Below are 20650 nucleotides of genomic sequence, written 5' to 3'. Positions count from 1 at the left end.
GAATAAATAAATTAATTTTTAGGAGCAAAAATGAAAAAGAAGTTTCTATTATTAAGTACTATTATGCCTGCAAGCATGTTACCAATTGTAGCTGCCTCATGTACACATGAGAATGATACTAAACCAGATGGTTCTGAAAGTAGAAAACAGCCCACTCCGATAAGAAGAGAAACTAACGATATTATCAGCACTGAGTATGTTTTAACACCAGGTGCAAAACCAGGAAAAATTAGTTTTAACAAAACCGATAAGACTGTAACTTTGGAAGGAATTAATACTCTTGAGCAAAATGCTTTAAATGCTATTATTGATTTGCTCAAGAAGAACAACTATCTTGTATTATTTAAATTGCAATCCAATGATGTAACAAAAATAGCACAATGGACTAAGGATATTAACCATTATTTAATTTCGATCCAACTTCCCAATTTACAAACCGTTAGTGAGAGTTTTGATATTTCAGACACACCAAATATGCCTGAAAAGGTTATACAAAATGGAATTTTGTTAAAATGAAGCAATGCAACTGGCGATGTTAATGAAGATACTATTACAAAAGTTGCACCAAATGCGTTTAAAAATAATGCTGCAATTACAAGCTTGATACTTGCTAATGCAACAGAAGTTGGAGCAAGTGCACTTCAAGGAGCTAGCCAACTAACCAAGATATCATTGCCTAATGTCCATACAATTAGAACTAATGCATTCGCTAATGATACTAAACTTGCCACTGTACAATTGCCAAAAATTAAAAATATAGAGCATAAGGCTTTTTGACAAACAGGTCTAAAAGGTAAAGTTATTCAAAATAGCATACTAATTAAGTGAACACAAGCAACTGGACATGTTCTTGATAATGACGTTATCGCTATTGCACCAAGTGCGTTTGAGGATTCTGATCAAGTCACAACAATTGCCTTTCCTAATGTGACAAAAGTACCTGCAAATATCTTTAATGAATTAGCAAATCTCAAGAGTGCTGAATTTAAAAATGCACAAGTCGTAGAAGCAAATGCTTTCAAAGGGAATAAATCACTTACATTTTTAGACATTCCTAATGTAACAGAAGTTGAAACTAGTGCGTTCGAAAATGCTACAGCTCTAGCAAAATTAAACGCACCTAAAATAACAAAAATTGGAGATAGTGCCTTTGCTGGAGCAAATGCATTAGAAAGTTTAGAATTCCCTGAACTTATAACAATGGGATCGAGTGCCTTTTCAAGAACTGAAAAATTACATTCAATATCACTTCCAAAAGTATTAGAAATTAGCTCATTTGCATTTTCGAATGCTAAAGCTTTAAAATCTATTCAAGCACCGTTAGCAAAAGTAGTTGGTTCACATGCTTTTAATGGAGCTAGAGAGTTAGCTCAAATAGATTTACCAGAAGTTAAAGCTGCTGAAACATCTGCATTTAAGGAAGCTTCTAAACTTGCACAAGTAAATATGCCGAAATTAGAAAATGTTGCAGAATTTACTTTCTTCGATGCCTCAAGTTTAAACAAAATATCATTGCCAAATGCAATCTATATTGGAGCTTATGCTTTTACAGGAACACACGGAAACAATCTTACAGAAATTAACTTGCCAAAAGTAACTGAAATTTCAAACTATGCTTTCTTTAACTCAAAAATGTTAGAAAGTATTGAATTGCCAAGCGCTGTAAAAATTGGAGCATCAGCGTTTGCAGGGGCAGAAAAATTAAGTGATGTTATTTTACCTAAAGTTAACACTTTAGAAAGCAAAGCATTCAGCAATGATGTTGAACTTACAAATGTTTCAATGCCTAATACTGTATCTTTAGGCGACAATGTATTTGAAAATACCCCAAAATTAAAACAATATAAATAATTTTTTAATGTGGTATTTGTCTTTTATGAATGTTGTATTTTTATATTTTTTCTTATAGCAAAAAAAGCAAATACAGATTAATTTAACATTTATACATTTATTTCTATTCTATAGAGTTATACACATTTTTGCTTTTTAAAAGAAGTGAAATAATTAAATAGAGAAATAAAATGTTGTTCAAAATTGAATAATTGAACAGTTATCAAAAGGATGTAAATATGAAACACAATAAATTATTGATTTTATTATCATTAACTTCAATCTCAAGTGTTGCAACATTGCCATTAGTGGCTGGATCTTGCAACCATAATAAAGCTAATGAAACAGCTCCTGGAGTAAAACCAGCTCCACAACCAGCTCCACAACCAGCTCCACAGCCAGAAACAGATCCTGGAAATAAGGGAGGTGATAAAGAAACCCCAGCACCTAGTACTATAGTAACAGATGGTAATATTTCATTTGATACTAAAAAACTTGTTTTAACAATCAAAGATGTTAAAAAAATAACACCAGAATATTTATGAAATATTTATCAAGAAAAAGCTGAAAAACTAAAACTAAAATATGAAGATGGTGCCTGAATTGGCGGCATTAAATTAGTTTGCCCAGACGCAACTGAATTGGTAACGGTTTCAAAGGATGTATCTTTTTTACCAATTAATAGCATTGAATTTCCAAAATTGGAAAATGTTATAACGACATTGCCTAATGTAACTTCTGACATTGGATTATTCAATTTAGTAGAACAACTAGAAGGAAACAAAATTGTTCAAAATGGTATTTTATTAAAATGAAGCAATGCATCTGGCGATATTAGCGATGACACTATTACAACAATTATTAGAAATGCATTTGACGCTACTACTTATATAAGCAAGATTAATTTACCAAATTTAAAATTTGTTCAGCCTTATGGTTTTGGAACAATTGACAAAGAGCCATTTCCAATGATTGATGGAAAATTAATTATTAATAATATACTTGTAAAATGACCTGGAGCAGATGGAAGCGTAAATGATCCTAACATAACAGAAATTTATAATGATGCTTTCAAAGATAATAATAGGCTATATTCTGTAAATTTTGATAATGTAACAACAGTGTGTGATGGTGCTTTTGAAGGATTACAATCACTTCAATATATTGGACTTCCTAAAGTTAAAACCATAGGAAGCAGAGCTTTTGCAAACTGCTGAAAATTAAACGAAGCTGATTTGCAAGAAGTAGTCACAATTGGCGAAAGAGCTTTTGAAAATGATACTGAATTACGTAAAATAACATGTCCAAATGTTAGAGAAATAGGAAAAAATGCATTCAATAACACTCCAGAATTAGAAACAAAGCCAACTGTAAAAACTGAATAAAAGAATAATAACAGCGCATAGTTTTGCTTCAAATTAGCAAAACTATGCGCTGTTTTCTTATGCAAAATGTAACTGGAAGTTGTTTAAAATTAAGGAATAAATATCTAAATTAACTTAAAAGAAGTTATCAAAAAGATTAAAGTAATTTGGCTCTTTAACAAGAATTAATTTATAATTTAAATATTACTGAAAGGAAGCGATGCAAAAAAAACAAAAAGTTTGAATTTATTCTGGGTTGATAACATTATTTATAATAATGTTTATCCTTTTGATTTGGGCATTAGTTAACCTACATACAGATAAATTGACTGGTATTTTAGTAATACTAGGAATATTTGTGGTTTTAGGAATTGTAATTATGCTGCTATATTTTGCAGTTTATAACTTTGCTAAGTCAAGAGAACTGATTAACAAGTCATTTAATGGTTTCTTGGAAAAGATTATGTCAAATAATAATATTGGTCTAATTATTTATGACATTGATCAAAACATAGTTTGAACCAGCAACTTTATTAAAAATAAATTTCACAAAGATTTCATTAATGTCTCAGTTAATGAGTTTTTCCAAAAGATAGATAATAATTACAAAAAAGAAGTTGATATGAATCAAACTAAAATTGAGTTTGATAACAATAAAAATATTTATGAAGCTCAGTTTTGGCCTTTATCAAACACGATTGTAATTCGTGATATTACAACTGAGCATTTATTCAAAGTAGAATCATGAGAACAAAAGCCAGTTGTAGGAGAAATTGAAATTGATAACTATCAAATGTATCAATCAATTCTTTCTGAAGAACAAATTTTCTTGATTAATAAAATTGTTATTGACACTATTAAAGAATATATGGAAAAATACAATTTGATTTATCGCCAATATACAAATGGGAAATTTGTTGTTATCACTAATGAAAAATCATTACAAGAAATGTCTAGGGATAATTTTAGTTTATTTACTAATATTTATCAAAATATCAAGGACCCTTCAATTAATAAATTATCTCTAAGTGTAGGATTTGCTAGAGGGTGATCTTCGTTGAAAGAAAAGCTTGAGCAAGCTAAAAAAGCCTTAGTGCAAGCCCAAAACAGAGGTGGGGATCAAATAGCTATTTTTTCAAACACTCAACCAGCTGTGTACTTTGGATCAAATAGTGAAATTATGTCAAACAACAATCGTACTAAAATTAAATCAGTTGCTTTAGAATTTGCAAAACGCTTAGAAGAGCAAAACATTGAACAAGTAATTGTATATGGACACCAATTAGCTGATTTAGATGCGCTTGGTTCTGCTTATGCTGTTGTTGAAATTGCTCGCAGTTTTGGTAAGAAGGCTTATATTTGTAATGTTACATTTGACCAAACTACTGAGAAATATTTAGAAGAATTAAAAGCTAATGGCTTTGATGAAAAAGTCTTTATTAAACCAGCACATGCAACTAAGATTACAGATGGCAATACATTAGTTGTTTTAGTTGATAATAATGATGTATTACGTACAGATAACAAAGACGCAATTATTAATGCAGCTAGAAATAATATTTTTATCTTTGACCACCACCGTGTGGGAAAAAGTATTGATTATTGTCCGATTACAAACATTTACATTGATACAACAGCTTCCTCAGCATCAGAAATTGTGACTGAAATTATGACTTTTATAGAATATAAACTTAATATTAGCCAAATTTGTGCACAATTATTGCTTAGTGGTATTTTCTTAGATACTGCACAATTTTCAAAATCTGTAACGACACGGACATTTGAGGCCAGTGCTTGACTTGAATCACATGGAGCTAATGTTATTAAGTCAGGTAACTTGCTAAAAATTGATGATGAAACAGAAGAACAAATTCAGGAAATTTTAAATAATATACAAGAAGTTAAAAAAGGTTACTTCCTTGCTTATAGTGAATTAGAAGTTTCAAATGATGTTATTTCAATGGCAGCAAATGAAATTTTAAAAATTAAAGGAAGAGTAGCTAGCTTTGTAGTGGCTAGACTAAAAGGAACCAAATTATATAAATTAAGTGCCAGAGGTATTGGAACTAATGTGCAAATAATTTGTGAACAAGTTGGGGGTGGTGGACACTTCTCAACAGCTGCAGCTGTCTCAGACGAAGAACTTGAAATCTTCGTTGATAATATTAGACATGCAATTATTACAAGTGAAAGAGAGATTAAAGATGAAAGTAATATTAATTAAAGATTGTAAAGATGGAAAAGCTAATACTATAGTAGAAGTATCAAATGGATACGGATCAAACTACTTAATCAAAAATGGCTTTGGTGTTCCATATAATGATCAAACAGTGCACCAATTAAATAAAAGATTAAATAATTTAGTTGCAAATGAACATGAAAACAGAAGTAATGCTTTAGAACTAAAGGAAAAACTAGAAAAGTTAGTGCTTAAATACACACTTGAAGCCAATACTGATGCTAATGGAAATTTAAATGTACATGGCTCAGTTTCAACAAAAGATGTTGACAAAAAATTATCAGCTTTAGGTTTTAAATTAGATAAACATGCCTTAAGTAAAGTGCGTTTAGTTTCAGAAGGTCCACATGATGTAGAAGCAGTGCTTTACAAAGATATCAAAGCTAATATCAGAGTAGAAATTACCATTCAACATGTCAAGAAATAGACGTTTTTTTGAAGATAAGCCATACCGTAATATTTCTGGTGATTTAATACCATTAAAAGACACTTTATTTCACAGTGAAAGCGTTGAAAGAGAAATATTAAGTAATATATTAAATGATTTAGATAAGCAAGGATTAGCATTTGATTATTTGGATCCACAAGCCTTTTTTAACCAAGCATATTATCAACTTTTTAAACTAATTAAAACCACCCGTAGCGCTTCAAATAATAAAACTATTACATTTGATTATAATGATGTTAAAAAATTGATTGAAGCACATAATACTGAATTTGAATATAGCACACTTTCACTTGCGATTCTCAATAAGGTAGCATCTTCATTTTATAATGATGATAATTTTATAACCAACATAGAAAAACTAATTGAACTGCAAAAAATGCGTAATTTAGAGTCATTTTATGCAGAATATATTAAAGCATTTGGACATAATAAAGAAATTAATTGAGATAGCAGTATTCAAGATTTACAAAACTTTATTGTAACCAATAACAATATGTCGATTCAAAACTCTGAATTTATTCCACTAGATGAAGCAGCCTTCCAATTAGCTGAACATATTAATTCAGTTTTACAGAATAAAGACCACCAAGATCAATTTTTATACACAGGGTTTTATTCAATCGATAAATATGTTAAAGGAATTAAACCTGGTCAATTTATTATCCTAGCTGCACGTCCTGGTGTTGGAAAAACAGCTTTAGCATTAAATATAGCTAAAAACATCGTCGACGAAGCTAACAAGAATGGAGAAGTAAAAAATGTTGCTTTTATTTCTCTAGAAATGCCAACTAGCGAGCTCACTAGTCGTTATTTATCAACTTCAAGTGGAATTGAACTTTATAAAATTCAAAATCCTAAACTAATTAGCAATAGTGATGAAGCTTTAAAACTATTTCATACTATTGAAAATATGAAAAAAGAAAGTGTTGTTTGATTTGATGATGAGCCAAAAAGCAACATTACCGAAATTATCTTTAAAATACGTCACTTAGCTAAAAACCTTGATGGTAAACTCGATTTAGTGATAGTAGATTATTTACAACTGCTTTCAGCTGGTGATGCAAGTGGCAATAGACAAAATGAAGTTGCAACAATTTCACGTTCTTTAAAAACACTTGCTTTAGAACTAAAAGTGCCAATTCTTGCTCTTTCACAACTATCTCGTAGTGTTGAAAATAGGGAAGATAAGCGCCCTCAACTAAATGACTTGCGTGAATCTGGGCAAATTGAGCAAGATGCTGATGCTGTTATTTTCCTAAATAGAAAGCCTTTAAAAAAGGGAGTATCAGAAGAAGAAAGTAATAAAAATGAACATATTCCAGTCGTTGTTACAGTTGCTAAAAACAGAAATGGACAACCAGGTAGTGATACTTTAATCTACACTGGTAAATATGTTAAATTTACAGATGAAAATGAAGGGAACAGATATTAAATCATGGACAGTTATTCCAGTCTTATAACTAATTTAGAAACCTCAACAAATACAGTTTCTAGCAACGTTGATAAACCATTGATTACAGGTATTGTTGCAGCTGTATTAATCTTATTGTTCTTATTAAGCAGCATATTTTCAGGTTCAGAAACTGCTTATAGCACTATTTCTCCTGCTAAGTTGCATGATATGCTGGATAAAAAGAAAAAGTTTGCTGTTTTAATTAACAAACAAGTTAAAAAGTATAATCAATTATTAAGCACAATATTAATAGGAAATAATTTAGTTAATGTTGCTTCTTCAGCATTAACTTCTTATGTGCTATCACTTTATTTTGCTGAAGGTGATCCGATGACTGTAATAATTTCAACAGTTATTGTTACGCCTATTTTAGTACTATTTGGAGAAATAACTCCTAAATTAATTGCTAAAAGTAATCCAGAAAGATATTTAACAATCTTTTGTATCTTTAATGAAGTGATGTTTTGACTCTTTTTCCCACTTACTTATCCAATTAGTAAAATGTCAAAAAATGTTTATGTAACTAATTCTGAGGAAGATATTAAGTCAATGCTTTCATTAGCTCAAGAAGAAGGTGTGCTGCAAACTGGAGAAAGTATTTTAGCGCAAAATGCCTTGGATTTAGACTCAACGAAAGTTTCTCAGCATTATATTAGAATGAAGGAAGTCACAACAATTTCTTCAAAAAGTAATATAGCAGATGCACTTGAAATTTTTAAACAAACTAATTATTCTAGAATACCAGTGGAAAAAGATGGACAATTAATTGGTATTGTGCTATTCCTACGTTTCCCAGCAGTAGCATAATAAAATAAACCAGCCACAGTGAATGCTGTAGTTGGCTTGAAACTTTATTTAATATTTAAATGATTAAAAATATTTAATATTAATTGGTAGTCTTCCCAGCTTTGTTGTAAGGCTGGGTTTTTAATTTCGATTGTATTTATAAGTTTTTTGTCAAAATAGTGTTCAACTTGTTTAACATCATTAATCATAGTAATGATTCTAGATGTAGTCATTTTATCCTTCTTAGCAAGACCTAAAAAATCATTAATTTTATAGGTAAGGAATTTTAACATTACTAAAGAAAGAAAACATAAACAAATATATCCTTGTATATTTTTTCATGTAGAAAGATACATTGGTCTTAATGATAATGCGCCTTTTAATGTTCTAAAGTTTTCTTCAGCCTGTCATTGTTTTGCATATAGCTCAACGATTTCAGTTTCTTTAAGATCAACTCTATTAGTTTCGTAAACATAAAATCCATCGAATTTTTCATCTTCTAGGACTTTATCATAGTCTAATTCATAAAAACCTGACTTATCTGTTGGTTTAAAGAAACGATATTTCTTTCCTCCAACCATATCTTCATATGACACTTTTCCATTTTTAGCTTTCTTATTGAAGTTATCAATAAGAATTTTTCTATCTTCATAGTCTTTTTTGCTCTTTTTTCACTAAAAGTGATTATTTGTTTTCTAGTGTGACCATTTTTTCTTCCATTACGGTATAGAGATATTATCTCTCTGCTCTTATATAAGAGTCCATTTTCATTAATGTAATCCTTTTCACTAGAACATATTCTTTGAATTCTTTTGAACCTTTTTTCATTCTGTATGAAATAATGTAATTTAGTTTTTATCTTCTAAAAATCTTATATTTTTATTTACAGACATTCCTTTATCAGCAATAACAGTAACTGTGGTTATGCTGTATATTTTTGCAGTTCAAGTATAAAAGGAATAAAAGTGGATGAATCAGCTGTATTTCCGGGGAAAACTTTGTAGTGCACTGGTATACCATTACTATCAGTGGCGAGTCCAATAACGATTTGGTCTTCTTTAAATTTTCCATCTTTTGAATAACCTGGTTTCTTATAACCATCTCGACTAAATGTTTCAAAATAAGCTGTTGTTGAGTCAAATCAAACTATACTTACATCTCTTTTGTACTCATTTTTCATGGTTTCATTTATATTGCTTAAGTATTTGATTTTTGTTATCAGCAATATATTCTAGTGATCTATAAAACGAATTTTTAGAATAAAAATCTTGTTTTTCTTTAGTTGCATTTTTGTACGTAGCATAAACACTTAGTGGATTTTTAATTCTTTGATATATTTGTTGCTTTACAACATCATTTAAACTTACTGATTTTGTAGTTTTACAATCCTTGAAAATATCAAAATAATCAATTAATCGAGAAATTAAGTCGAATCCAACAAATTTTTCATATGTCTCATTTATTTTAGGGCTTTTATTTTTGATCTTTTATTAATTTCATTAATAACCTCTTCTTTTGTCATTGAGAGAGGAAGAGTTTTTATAATTTGTTTTATTTTTTCGACTGAATTTTCTTGGTATTTATCAAAATCTTCTTCATATCCTATCCCGAATCTTACAGCATATCCTGTTTTGTTTGTGCTTTGATATCCAACAGATATATAAGTTCCTTTTTGTCTTTTAGATCTTGAAATTATTCAATTTATTTCATGTAGGTTCTTCTTTTTCATGAATATATTATACCACATTTAGTAGCATAGTAGCATAATATTTATATTTTTTTCAAAAATATAGCCACCTAAAAAGTGACTATATTTGGCCCAAGTGGGAAACGCAGGACAAACTAATTATTCTAGAATACCAGTGGAAAAAGATGGACAATTAATTGGTATTGTGCTATTGAAAGATATTTTTAACTTGAAAAAAGGTCGTGTCATTGATTATATGAAACATGTGCCTTTGGTTTCAGCTAACTCAATTTTATCTTCTGCTCTTGAAAAAATGAGAGCTGCACGTGCTCAAATGGCTTTTGTGGTAGAAAATAACAACAGTACAGACGTTTTAGGCATCATTACAATTGAAGATATTATTGAAGAAATAGTAGGTGAAATTTATGATGAGTATGATGATGACGAAGAAATCTATGAAGTTTCACTCGAAAAAGCTCGGGTACAATCAAATGTTAAAATGAATGATTTATTCAAACAACTCGAAATTGACGACGAGTTAATTTCACCAGACGAAGAAGATATGGACTTGCGGAGCTTTTTACTCAAACGTACTGGGGCTAAACGTCTTTATAAGAATGCTAGATATACATTAGCGGATGAAGTTACTTTTAAAGTAGTTGAAATTGTTAAAAATAAGAAGTTTTCAGCCTTTATTGAAGTAAACAAGATTTAATTTCCTTAAAATTATGGCAAAATGCACTTGTACTTAATGCAAGTGCATTTTTAATGTTACTTAGTGATTAAGCCCCGTTATCTTATCTAAGGCCATGTAGATACATTGATCAAGATACTATCCAAAATCTTGTGTAAATTTAAAATTACCCAAAAAAGGGTAAAAAGAAAAGATAAGTTACCTTATAATTTTTTTGAACAAGAAAGGAACTTATCTATGAATAATTTTAAACTATTAAACCAAGATTTTATTAAAAACTTTTCTAAAAGTATAAATAGTATTGATGACTTTATGAAACTAATGCTTGAACAATACAAAAACGATATTCAACATATATTAAACGAACTATTAAAAGATGGATTAACTGAATTTCTTAAATACGAGAAATACAAAAGAGCAGATACTGATAATTATAGAAATGGGTACTACACAAGAAAATTATTATTAGAAATCGGAGAAATTGAACTAAATATTCCTAGAGATAGAAATGGGGATTTCAATAATAAACTAATTAAAAATATCAAAGAACACAAGAAGAAGTGACAAAATTAGTCAAAATTTTATTTAAAAGGGAATGGATTATTCAGATATTATCGATGTCACGACTGATTTATTTGGAAAGCAGTTATCTAAACAATCTATAACAAATATAACTGATAAATTTTTGGTAAATGTTGAAGAATTTAAGAAAAGACAACTTAAAAAGAATATAAAGTTGTCTACTTGGATGCAACATTTTTGAGCATTAAACGTGGTACATATAGCAAAGAAGCTGTTTATATAGCACTCGGTATAAGCCTTGAAGGAAATAAAGAGGTACTAGCTTTTGATATTAATCCTAATGAAAGCGCAAACAAGCTGAGATGAAATACTTCAAGATATAAAGAATCGTGGTGTTGAGAACGTCGAACTTTTTGTTACTGATGGATTAGCCGGAATTAAAGATGTAATCTTCAAAAACTTTCCATCTACTAAATTTCAAAGATGTTGAACGCATATATCTCGTAATATATCTACAAAAGTGAAACCATCAGATAATTTTGAAATTATCCAAGACTTAAAATTAATTTACAATCAAACCGATGAAGAACAAGCTATTCAAAAATTCAATTCATTTTTAAATAAGTGAAACAAGAAATACCCAAACATTACAAGAGGACTCCTTAAAATTGCGGATGATTTATTTGCGTTCTATTCTTTTCCTTATGCAATACGAAAATCAATATATACGACTAACTTAATAGAAGCATTAAATTCACAAATAAAAAGACAATTAAAGGGTAAAAACAATTCTCCACAGTAGAAGCTGCGGAGAAAATACTTGTTGCAATGTTTGAAGAGTACAATTTTAAGAATTCTCAATACAAACATTGTGGGTTTAAAAACATTTAATAAATTATGTATAATTTGTATACCATAAGAATTATAAAACTTATCTTTACAAATTTACACAAAATTATTTATAGTATCTTGATCAAAATATAAAAAAGCTGGCAATTTTTTGCCAACTTTACAAATGAAATTTATTATGTATTTAGCTTATTAAATAACTATTTTATTAATCTTCGTAATATTTGAAAGTAATGTGATTTTCTTCACCTTTGAAATAATATTTCTTGTAATTTCCGAGTTTTTTTGGCATCGTCACTTCTGTTAAACTTGTACATCCCTTGAATACAGATTCGCCAACTAAACCAGCATCAATATTCTTGGGTAGTATAATACTTTTTAGGTTTTTACATCCATTAAATGCGGATAGACCGATCTTTGTAACAGATTCTGGTATAGTTACTTTTTCTAAAGAAGCACAATCTTGAAATGCTTGGTCTTCTATTTCGGTTACTTTATCTGGTATAACAATTTCCTTAAGAGAAAATGCATTTCTAAACATTTGATTACTAATTTTTGTAATATTTGAAGACAATTTAATAGATTCTAATGCAGTATCATTATAAAATGCTCCTTCACCAATTTTTGTTACGCTATCTGGTATTGATATAGTTGTTAAATTGCGCATATTTGCTAATGCAGATGGTTTAATTTCTTCTACACTATCAGGCAATGATACTTCACGTAAAGATTGTAATTCAGTAAAGACATCTTTTCCTATTACTTTGACTCTGTTATCAATGTTTGCAGGTTTATTGATTGGACCTTTTCATTTTGCCAAAATACCATCGTTTGGATCCCCTTTGAAAATTTCGAAGTCTTTTCCATTTAATGCGTTATATTTTTCGTTAAGTGTTTTAATTTGTTCATTGGTTTCATTAAGATTTTTATTTTCACCATCAGTTTTATTTAAAAGCTTTTTGCTTGCTTCTAATTCTTTGTCAAATTCCTTGTGATCAGTAGAGTCGTTAATGTATTTTATATCTGTTTTTATAGCTTCAGCTTTTGCAACTAAGTCACTAAGCTCATGCATTTTATCGTTTAATGTTTTAGCAACAGTATCAACTTCTTCAAATTTATGAGTTTTTAGCTGTTCTTTCATTGAACTTAATTGAGCATTATTTAAATTACTGTATTCAGTTCATTTTTTAGCTTTTTCTAATTTAGCATCACCATTTAGGTTTTTCTTTTGAGTGTCGATATTTTCGGTAATTTTTGCTATATCTTGGGTATTTGTATATGTTTCATAGTTTGCTTTGGCGTCTAGAACAGCATCAGTATAGCTGCTTCTTAATTCTTCATCAGAGTATATATAGTTATCAGTTTTTAATGTATTTTCTTTTTCATCTATTGCTGTTTTTAGTGCCGGCATATTAGTGTTTAGATTAGTTATTTGTTCCTTAATAAGATTACATTGCTTATCTAATTCTGCTTCTGAATTATATTTTGTCTTCTTGATTCCTTCAATTGCTTGTTTAAAATCATTTCTTTGGACTGGATTTAAATTTTTAGCTTTTGCAAGTACATCATTTAATGCTGTAATCTTTAGTTCTTTATTAGTGTTACCATTTAAACTATTAAATGCATCCAAAAGGGTTTGGTAAGGTTTTGTTACACCTTTTATAGCTGCATACTTACTGTGTTCATTTGACTTTGTAAGCATTCAAACGTTGTTAAATGCTTCATCAAATTCGGTTCTGAATTCTTCATCTGAAAGTGCATAGTTTTCATAATTAGTATCACTTTCAGATTTTATATCTTTAACTTGATTATATAAATTATTAAGCTTTTTCATTGCTTCGTTTAAATCTTCTGAAAGTTTTTTAAATTCCTCAATTGATGGTGCTTTAACTTTACTATTTTCATTAATAAGCTTAATAGTTTTATCTTTTGGATTTAAGTAAGTTAATGCAAATCCTTTTTGCGCTACATTAAGTTCTGGATAAGTTTCATCAAAACTTTCTAATACTTTATTTTTTTCATTTTCAAGTTTAACATCACCATTTAAATCACTTTTTGCGGTTGTTATTTTATTAACATATCCTTCAACTTCTTTGAGGTCAGCGGATAATATTCCTTTGTCAACGTTATCGAATGAATTTACATAATTGTTTTGATAATTGCTATCTGCATTTCAATAGTTAGGACTTTGTTCAACATCTGCTTTTTCATTTTTTAATGTCTTTAAAGTCTTTATATTTGAAACTAAATCATCAATTTCTTTTTTCATTACATCTTTAAATCTTGTGTTAAAGTCTGCTAAGGAAGCATATTTAATGCTTGTGTTTTCTTTTATTTTATTAACTTTTGCAATTAATGCATTTTGTTGTTCATCACTTAATTCTGCAGAATTAATATAGTTAGTTAGCTCAGTAATTGCATTATCCATATTAGAGTAACCATTTAGTTTGTCAAATGCAGTTTCCTGATCTTTTACTAGTTTGTCTAATTCATCAAGAGTTTTGTTTTCACCCTTTTCTTTATTAATAACATCTTGTAATGGTTTAGCAGTAGCTTTAAACGCTTCTTTTAATTCATCATTAGCTACATCATAATTGTTTTGCACTTCATTTCCTAAAGTTTTGTTAAGTTTATCTGCAACTAATGTTTTAACTTCCGCCATCTTTGCATCTAATTGTGAAGCTGTATCTTTTAGAGCTTTAATACTTTCTTCAGTTTTAGCAACTTTAGCTTGATCTTTAAAGGCTTGAATTTGTTTGTTGTTTAGGTTTGTGTATTCATCAAAGCTACTTACAAGTTTGTCAGTAGTTTTAGCATCAAGCATGTTAATAGCAGCTTCTAGTTTGTTTGAAATATCTGTAATTTTGTCGTAGTTTAAGGTATCTTGTGTAGCACCTGAAACAAGATCGCTAGCTGCTTTTATTGCATCATCAACTTGTTTGCGTTGTTCTTCATCTAAACTGGTGTATGCATCATGATATTTATGTTCATTTTTGTTAATACCTTTTAATAAATCGTATGAGTCTGAAAGTTTTTTCATTGCTTCATTATCTTTTGAAAATTCAGCTTTCATTTCTTCTAATGAAGTACCTTTTTCATCTCCATATTTAGCAATAAATTTAACTTTTTGATCATTTAATTTATTAGTTGCTTCTGTTCTTTGAGTTTCTGTTAAGTTTGGATAGTTTTTGCTTAAATTATCAATAATTTCTTTTCTAGCACTTGCAAATTTAGCATCACCATTTAATTTGTCTTTGGCTTCAGCTATTTTTGTAATAGCTTGGCTAATTAAACTGTTATCTTCAGCTAGCTTGTCTAGTTGTACTTTATCAACTTCACTTGTGTATCCATATTGTAAAGCTTTATCAGCATTTATGAAGTTTGGTGTTACAATAACTTGCGCTTTTTCAGTTGTTAATGTACTTAAAGTACTCATATTTTGACTTAAAGCATTTATTTTAGTGCTCAATGCAGTTTGGAAGTTATCTTTAAAATCTTTTAAAGAGCTATATTTAGTTTCGTTTTTACTTAAATTATTTATTTCGGCTGTTAAAGCTTGCTTTTGAATTGCATTTAAATTGTTATCTTTAGTTAATGCGTCATTCAATTCTTTAATTGCTTTATTAATATTTGCTTCACCATTTAATTTTTCAAAAGCAGCTTGTTGCCCTTCTACTAGTTTGTCTAATTCATCAAGAGTTTTGTTTTCACCCTTTTCTTTATTGATAACATCTTGTAATGGTTTAGCTGCAGCTTTAAAGGCTTCTTTTAATTCATCATTAGCTACATCATAATTGTTTTGTACTTCATTTCCTAAAGTTTTGTTAAGTTTATCTGCAACTAATGTTTTAACTTCTGCCATCTTTGTATCTAATTGCGAAGCTTTATCTTTTAGAGCTTTAACACTTTCTTCAGTTTTAGCAACTTTGGCTTGTTCTTTGAAGGCTTGAATTTGTTTGTTGTTTAGGTTTTTGTATTCATCAAAGCTACTTACAAATTTGTCACCAGCCTTACTATCAAGCATGTTAATAGCAGCTTCTAGCTTGTTTGAAATATCTGTAATTTTGTCGTAGTTTAAGGTATCTTGTGTAGTACCTGAAACAAGATCACTAGCTGCTTTTATTGCATCATCAACTTGTTTGCGTTGTTCTTCATCTAAACTTGTATATGCATCATGATATTTATGTTCATTTTCAGTAATACCTTTTAATAAATTGTATGAGTCTGAAAGTTTTTTCATTGCTTCATTATCTTTTGAAAATTCAGCTTTCATTTCTTCTAATGAAGTATCTTTTTCATTTCCATATTTAGCAATAAATTTAACTTTTTGATCATTTAATTTATTAGTTGCTTCTGTTCTTTGAGTTTCTGTTAAGTTTGGATAGTTTTTGCTTAAATTATCAATAATATCTTTTCTAGCACTTGTAAATTTAGCATCACCATTTAATTTGTCCTTGGCTTCAGTTATTTTTGTAATAGCTTGGCTAATTAAGTTGTTATCTTCAGTTAGCTTGTCTAGTTGTACTTTATCAACTTCACTTGTGTATCCATCTTGTAAAGCTTTATCAGCATTTATGAAGTTTGGTGTTGCAATAACTTGCGCTTTTTCAGTTGTTAATGTACTTAAAGTACTCATATTTTGACTTAAAGCATTTATTTTAGTGCTTAATGCAGTTTGGAATTTATCTTTAAAGTCTTTTAAGGAAGTGTATTTAGTTTCGTTTTTGTTTAAATTATTTATTTCGACAGTTAAAACACCTTTTTGAATAGTATTTAAGTTCTTATCTTTAGTTAATGCATCATTTAACTCATTAATTGCTTTATTAATATTTGCTTCACCATTTAATTTTTCAAAAGCAGCTTGTTGCCCTTCTACTAGTTTATTTAATTCATCAAGAGATTTGTTTTCACCCTTTTCTTTATTAATAACGTCTTGTAATGGTTTAGCTGCAGCTTTAAAGGCTTCTTTTAATGTATCATCAGCTACATCATAATTGTTTTGTACTTCATTTCCTAAAGTTTTGTTAATGGTTTGACTTACTAAGGCAGAAACATCTTTCATCTTGGCATCTAAGTTTTTAGCATCATTTAAAACATTTGATATTTGAACTTCATTTTTTACTAATGCTTCTGATAATTCAGATTTTAAGAAATTCTTTTGATTATTATTGATGTTCTTTAACTTATCAATTTCATTAATAGCATTATTAATTTTTTGTCCTAGGTCTGAATCAAGGCCTTGAGAAAGTTTATCAAAGGCACCTTGTAATGTTTTTAGAACTTGTTGAACAGTCTTTTGGTCTTTGTTTTCATTTAGGCCTTTATCTTTTGCGATATTTTTAGCATTATTTCAAGCATCATCAAAAAGCTTCTTAGTTTTTGAATCAGCATCTTTGTATTTTTTGTTATTTACATCATTAACATCATAAATATGTTCATATTTTGTAAAAATTGTATTTAATTCCTTCATTGAAACGTTTAAATCACGAAAGATTTCAACTAATTTTTTAATATTAGGTTCAGTTGTTAATGTTGAATTATTAATTTTAGTTTCAAAATCCTTTAATTGATTTGAGTTTAAATCAGAAAAGTTTTCTGCTGCTTGTTTTAATGCTTCATTTTTTTCATTTTGCAATTGAGCATCGCAAATTTCTTTGGTGTTATTTCTGATAATGCCTGCATTTCTCGTGATATCTTCATCATTATTAAGATCTGTATTTTTCAAGATGTCTTGAATTAACTTATCTATTTTTTCTTTAGATTTTGGATCTGTTAATGATTCTGATATTTTTTTAGCGTTATTAATTTCATCCTCAAGGGCACTAATTTTGTCAATTTTATCTAAAGCATCTTTTATATTTCTGGTTTTATCCTTCAAGCTATCATTAGGCTCACCATTTGGGTTTGCAATTTTATTATCTTTAATAACTTTTTGCAAATATGGCTTGGCAAGAAAATTTTGATCAGTTAGTGTGTTAAGTTTATTAGTTGCATCAGTCATAGCCTTTTGATAGTCACTAATATATTCCGGATCTTTCACATTCTTCTTAAACCCATCAGTGCATCCTGCTGTAGTAGCAAGAACTATACCTGAACCAATAATGAGTCCAGCTATCCCTGCAGTGATGTTTTTGATTTTTTCATTCTTTTTAGTTTTCATATGTTCTCCTTACTTTACTTTTATATTTTTATTATATTCTTTTTGCAAAATTAAAATTAGTTACAGAGGATTAAATGTGGAATAATGTTCTATTTCCACATTTTCATTTTTAAAATGAATAAGCCTAAATTTAAGTCTTAGTGATTGCTTTAAGCAAGTTTATATTTGAATATGTTTTAAAGATTTTGCAAAAAAGTCAAAGATAAAATATCTATATAATAATTACGAGGAGAAAATATAATAAATTTATTTAATAATGAAGTTTTCCAAAATTTCGTGTAGAAAAAGAATTTATAGGTGTTGAGAAATTATGTTTTTAACATTATTAGGTAATATGATGCATTTATTACTAAAATTGACTGCCTAACTAATTCTGTTTTTGCATGTTTTAAGCTGACAAAATAGCTGTAATTTATACCTATCATTGATACAAAGGCTTGCCGGAATAGACAATATATATCTAAAAAAGAAATCACTATAGGCTAAAAAATATATAATTTAAAAGTTAATGATTTTATATGCTAATTTTGATATCTGCTTTAAAAATCACTTTACAAAGATGCATTCACTATTGTTTTCCCTTTTTCATGCATCTATAAAGCAAGGAGCGATATCAATACAGAGAAAGAAGGATTATAAAATATGAAAAGAGTAGCTGATTTTTTAAACTATTCAGACTTTGAAGCAAATGCAAAAAGTAAAATTTCGCCAATAATTCAAGAACTATTTGAAAGCAGTTTTCAAACTGAAGCATATACAAAATACAAGAAGGCAATAAAAATTTTTAAAATCATCGGAATTATAACGCTAGCTTGAATTATTTTATCTTTAGGGTTATTAATTCCTACTGCAATACAAAAAAATCTTGCCGGAATTATTGTGGGAGGGCTATTTCTTGCTATTGCTTTAGTACTAATTATTGTTTCACTTGCATTTTTATCAAATGCACTAGATTATACAAAAGACATTAGAAAAGATTTGAATGAAAAATTATCTAAGTCAAATGACTTATATAAAGCTTGCATTCATGCTGCACAACCAAATTGAGAATATTATGGAACAGACTACAAAAGTGATAATACTAAATATACATTTTCAAGTGATGATCATGTTTTTACATATTCTGAATATGCGAACTATAAGCCTTTATCAATTGCGAATGATGCTAGACTTGCAAAAGCTGACAAATGTCAAACAATTGTTATTGATGGTAAATACCCAACACACATTTCGAATGCTCGTTGAGTTTCGAATTTTGCGGGTACTTCTCAAAATATTGACCAATACTGCACTGTAATAAAGATAGATGCACGAAATTTAGATCCAAAATATTGAACCAAATTCTCATTTTTTGAATCTTTTGAAGGTCGAATGAAGAAAGCAAATCTTGAAAATAGTACTTTTAATAAAATTTTTAAATTAAGAACAGATGATGAGCTTAAGGCACGTTTACTATTTACACCTTTGGCAATGGAGAATTTAACAAATATGTGACTCCGTAATAAAAAGCATATTTCAGCTCAATACATGAGGCTGATTGCTGATAATGATTTAATTTATATTTCATTTAATTCACCTTTGGGCTTTGCGAAAGTTGACTTACCACTTTATTGCACTAGCTTAAAAAAGGTTACAAAATATGCTTACAAAGATATAATATCTGACATATATTCACTTTACTTCATGTTGCAATTAGTCTACATTCCAAACTATTTATATTAAAAATATTATTCTATGGTAAGAAAATATGTACTTGCATACAACACAAGTACATTTTTAATTTGGCTTTGCAATTAAGAAATTAATATTTTTACCCTTAGCAGATCACTTTTCTTCGTACCCTGTAGGCACATTAGTAGCGTTGTAGCTTGAAGCGTGTAAGTCACGAGTATAATCAACTATTGTTCAATTGTTTAATGCTAAGGATTCTAATGAATAATCAAATAATTTATCATTATCAGTTTTAAAGTATAGGAAGCCTTGTTGTGATAATAAGGATTTATATTGTTCCAAGAATGTTTTATATGTTAATCTTCTTTTTTCATGTGCATTTTTAGGTCATGGATCTGAAAAAGTTAGTCAAATTGTATTAATGGTTCCAGTAAATAATTCATTTAAATTTGCTGCATCTTTTGTAACTATAAATAAATTTTTCAATCCCATTTCATTAATTTTCTTTAGTATTTTATTTGCCACGGTTGGATATTTTTCAAAAGCAATATATCTAGTATTTGGGTTTAGTTGTGCTAGTTTAGCAATCATTTCCCCTTTACCGGCCCCGATTTCTAAAACATCATTGGGGTTTAATTCTATCGGAAATTCTTTAATTAAGTATTCTGAAGCATTTAAATTGCTTTCTGCGTTTTTGTCAAATCTTAGTCTCATAAAAACAATTATAAAAGATAATTTGATATTGCAATCTTAAAACTTACATATAATTCTAAATTTCCCTTTCATTGTTTTTCCTTTATGCGGATAATTCATTCAAAATGTCAATATATTTATTTCAAATTTAAACAAAAAGTCTATATCGCATCAAATAAGCCTTTAAAAAGGGGCTTTTTGTAATTTCACATTATTTTTGTTCAATTTATTTTATATATAATATATATAAGAGA

12 protein-coding genes and 2 pseudogenes are annotated in these 20650 nt (G+C 28.8%); 11 read left to right on the top strand and 3 right to left on the bottom strand.

The window, feature by feature from the left end:
• The first annotated feature begins 30 nt into the window (after positions 1 to 30).
• From ACM0IS_RS02335 to ACM0IS_RS02310, 6 genes are all read left to right on the top strand, one after another.
• A complete protein-coding gene (locus ACM0IS_RS02335) occupies positions 31 to 1851 on the top strand; it encodes a leucine-rich repeat protein (protein ID WP_416755882.1) in 1821 nt (606 codons plus the stop codon).
• A gap of 218 nt (positions 1852 to 2069) precedes the next feature.
• Positions 2070 to 3215, top strand: a complete 1146-nt coding sequence (locus ACM0IS_RS02330; RefSeq protein WP_416755880.1) for a leucine-rich repeat domain-containing protein — start codon at positions 2070 to 2072, stop codon at positions 3213 to 3215.
• Positions 3216 to 3414: 199 nt separating this feature from the next.
• Complete coding sequence (locus ACM0IS_RS02325; protein WP_416755879.1) at positions 3415 to 5418, top strand: DHH family phosphoesterase; 2004 nt, start codon at positions 3415 to 3417, stop codon at positions 5416 to 5418.
• Positions 5399 to 5860, top strand: coding sequence for a 50S ribosomal protein L9 (gene rplI, locus ACM0IS_RS02320; protein WP_416755878.1), 462 nt, complete (start codon positions 5399 to 5401; stop codon positions 5858 to 5860). Before ACM0IS_RS02325 ends, rplI begins: the two co-directional genes overlap by 20 nt.
• Complete coding sequence (locus ACM0IS_RS02315) at positions 5847 to 7313, top strand: DnaB-like helicase C-terminal domain-containing protein (protein WP_416755877.1); 1467 nt, start codon at positions 5847 to 5849, stop codon at positions 7311 to 7313. Before rplI ends, ACM0IS_RS02315 begins: the two co-directional genes overlap by 14 nt.
• Before the next feature lie 3 nt (positions 7314 to 7316).
• Positions 7317 to 8141, top strand: coding sequence for a CNNM domain-containing protein (locus ACM0IS_RS02310; protein WP_416755875.1), 825 nt, complete (start codon positions 7317 to 7319; stop codon positions 8139 to 8141).
• Between the two features lie 44 nt (positions 8142 to 8185).
• Here the strand turns inward: ACM0IS_RS02310 and ACM0IS_RS02305 are convergent.
• Positions 8186 to 9780, bottom strand: a pseudogene (locus tag ACM0IS_RS02305) (IS1634 family transposase).
• 163 nt (positions 9781 to 9943) lie between these two features.
• On the opposite strand from ACM0IS_RS02305, the gene ACM0IS_RS02300 reads away from it, so the two are divergent.
• The 4 genes and pseudogenes from ACM0IS_RS02300 to ACM0IS_RS02285 all read left to right on the top strand — a co-directional run bounded on the left by ACM0IS_RS02300 (position 9944) and on the right by ACM0IS_RS02285 (position 11825).
• A complete protein-coding gene (locus tag ACM0IS_RS02300) occupies positions 9944 to 10522 on the top strand; it encodes a CBS domain-containing protein (protein WP_416755873.1) in 579 nt (192 codons plus the stop codon).
• Between the two features lie 129 nt (positions 10523 to 10651).
• Positions 10652 to 11074, top strand: coding sequence for a transposase (locus tag ACM0IS_RS02295; protein ID WP_416755872.1), 423 nt, complete (start codon positions 10652 to 10654; stop codon positions 11072 to 11074).
• Between the two features lie 22 nt (positions 11075 to 11096).
• Positions 11097 to 11464, top strand: a pseudogene (locus ACM0IS_RS02290) (transposase).
• Positions 11364 to 11825, top strand: a complete 462-nt coding sequence (locus ACM0IS_RS02285) for an IS256 family transposase (protein ID WP_416755871.1) — start codon at positions 11364 to 11366, stop codon at positions 11823 to 11825. The pseudogene ACM0IS_RS02290 and the gene ACM0IS_RS02285 overlap by 101 nt, the downstream one beginning before the upstream one ends.
• Before the next feature lie 255 nt (positions 11826 to 12080).
• On the opposite strand, the gene ACM0IS_RS02280 is transcribed toward ACM0IS_RS02285, so the two are convergent.
• A complete protein-coding gene (locus ACM0IS_RS02280) occupies positions 12081 to 18032 on the bottom strand; it encodes a leucine-rich repeat protein (RefSeq protein ID WP_416755870.1) in 5952 nt (1983 codons plus the stop codon).
• A 642-nt stretch (positions 18033 to 18674) separates the two neighbouring features.
• On the opposite strand from ACM0IS_RS02280, the gene ACM0IS_RS02275 reads away from it, so the two are divergent.
• Positions 18675 to 19754, top strand: coding sequence for a DUF3137 domain-containing protein (locus tag ACM0IS_RS02275; RefSeq protein ID WP_416755869.1), 1080 nt, complete (start codon positions 18675 to 18677; stop codon positions 19752 to 19754).
• A 54-nt stretch (positions 19755 to 19808) separates the two neighbouring features.
• Here ACM0IS_RS02275 and trmB read toward each other — a convergent pair whose 3' ends face one another.
• A complete protein-coding gene (trmB, locus tag ACM0IS_RS02270; RefSeq protein ID WP_416755868.1) occupies positions 19809 to 20417 on the bottom strand; it encodes a tRNA (guanosine(46)-N7)-methyltransferase TrmB in 609 nt (202 codons plus the stop codon).
• Positions 20418 to 20650: the final 233 nt, after the last annotated feature.

The sequence above is a fragment of the Mycoplasma aquilae ATCC BAA-1896 genome (genome assembly GCF_048074525.1).
Taxonomy (GTDB): Bacteria; Bacillota_I; Bacilli_A; order Mycoplasmatales; family Metamycoplasmataceae; genus Mycoplasmopsis; species Mycoplasmopsis aquilae.
Note: the sequence above shows the minus strand (reverse complement) of the source record. Positions and strands in the feature narration are given on the sequence as shown.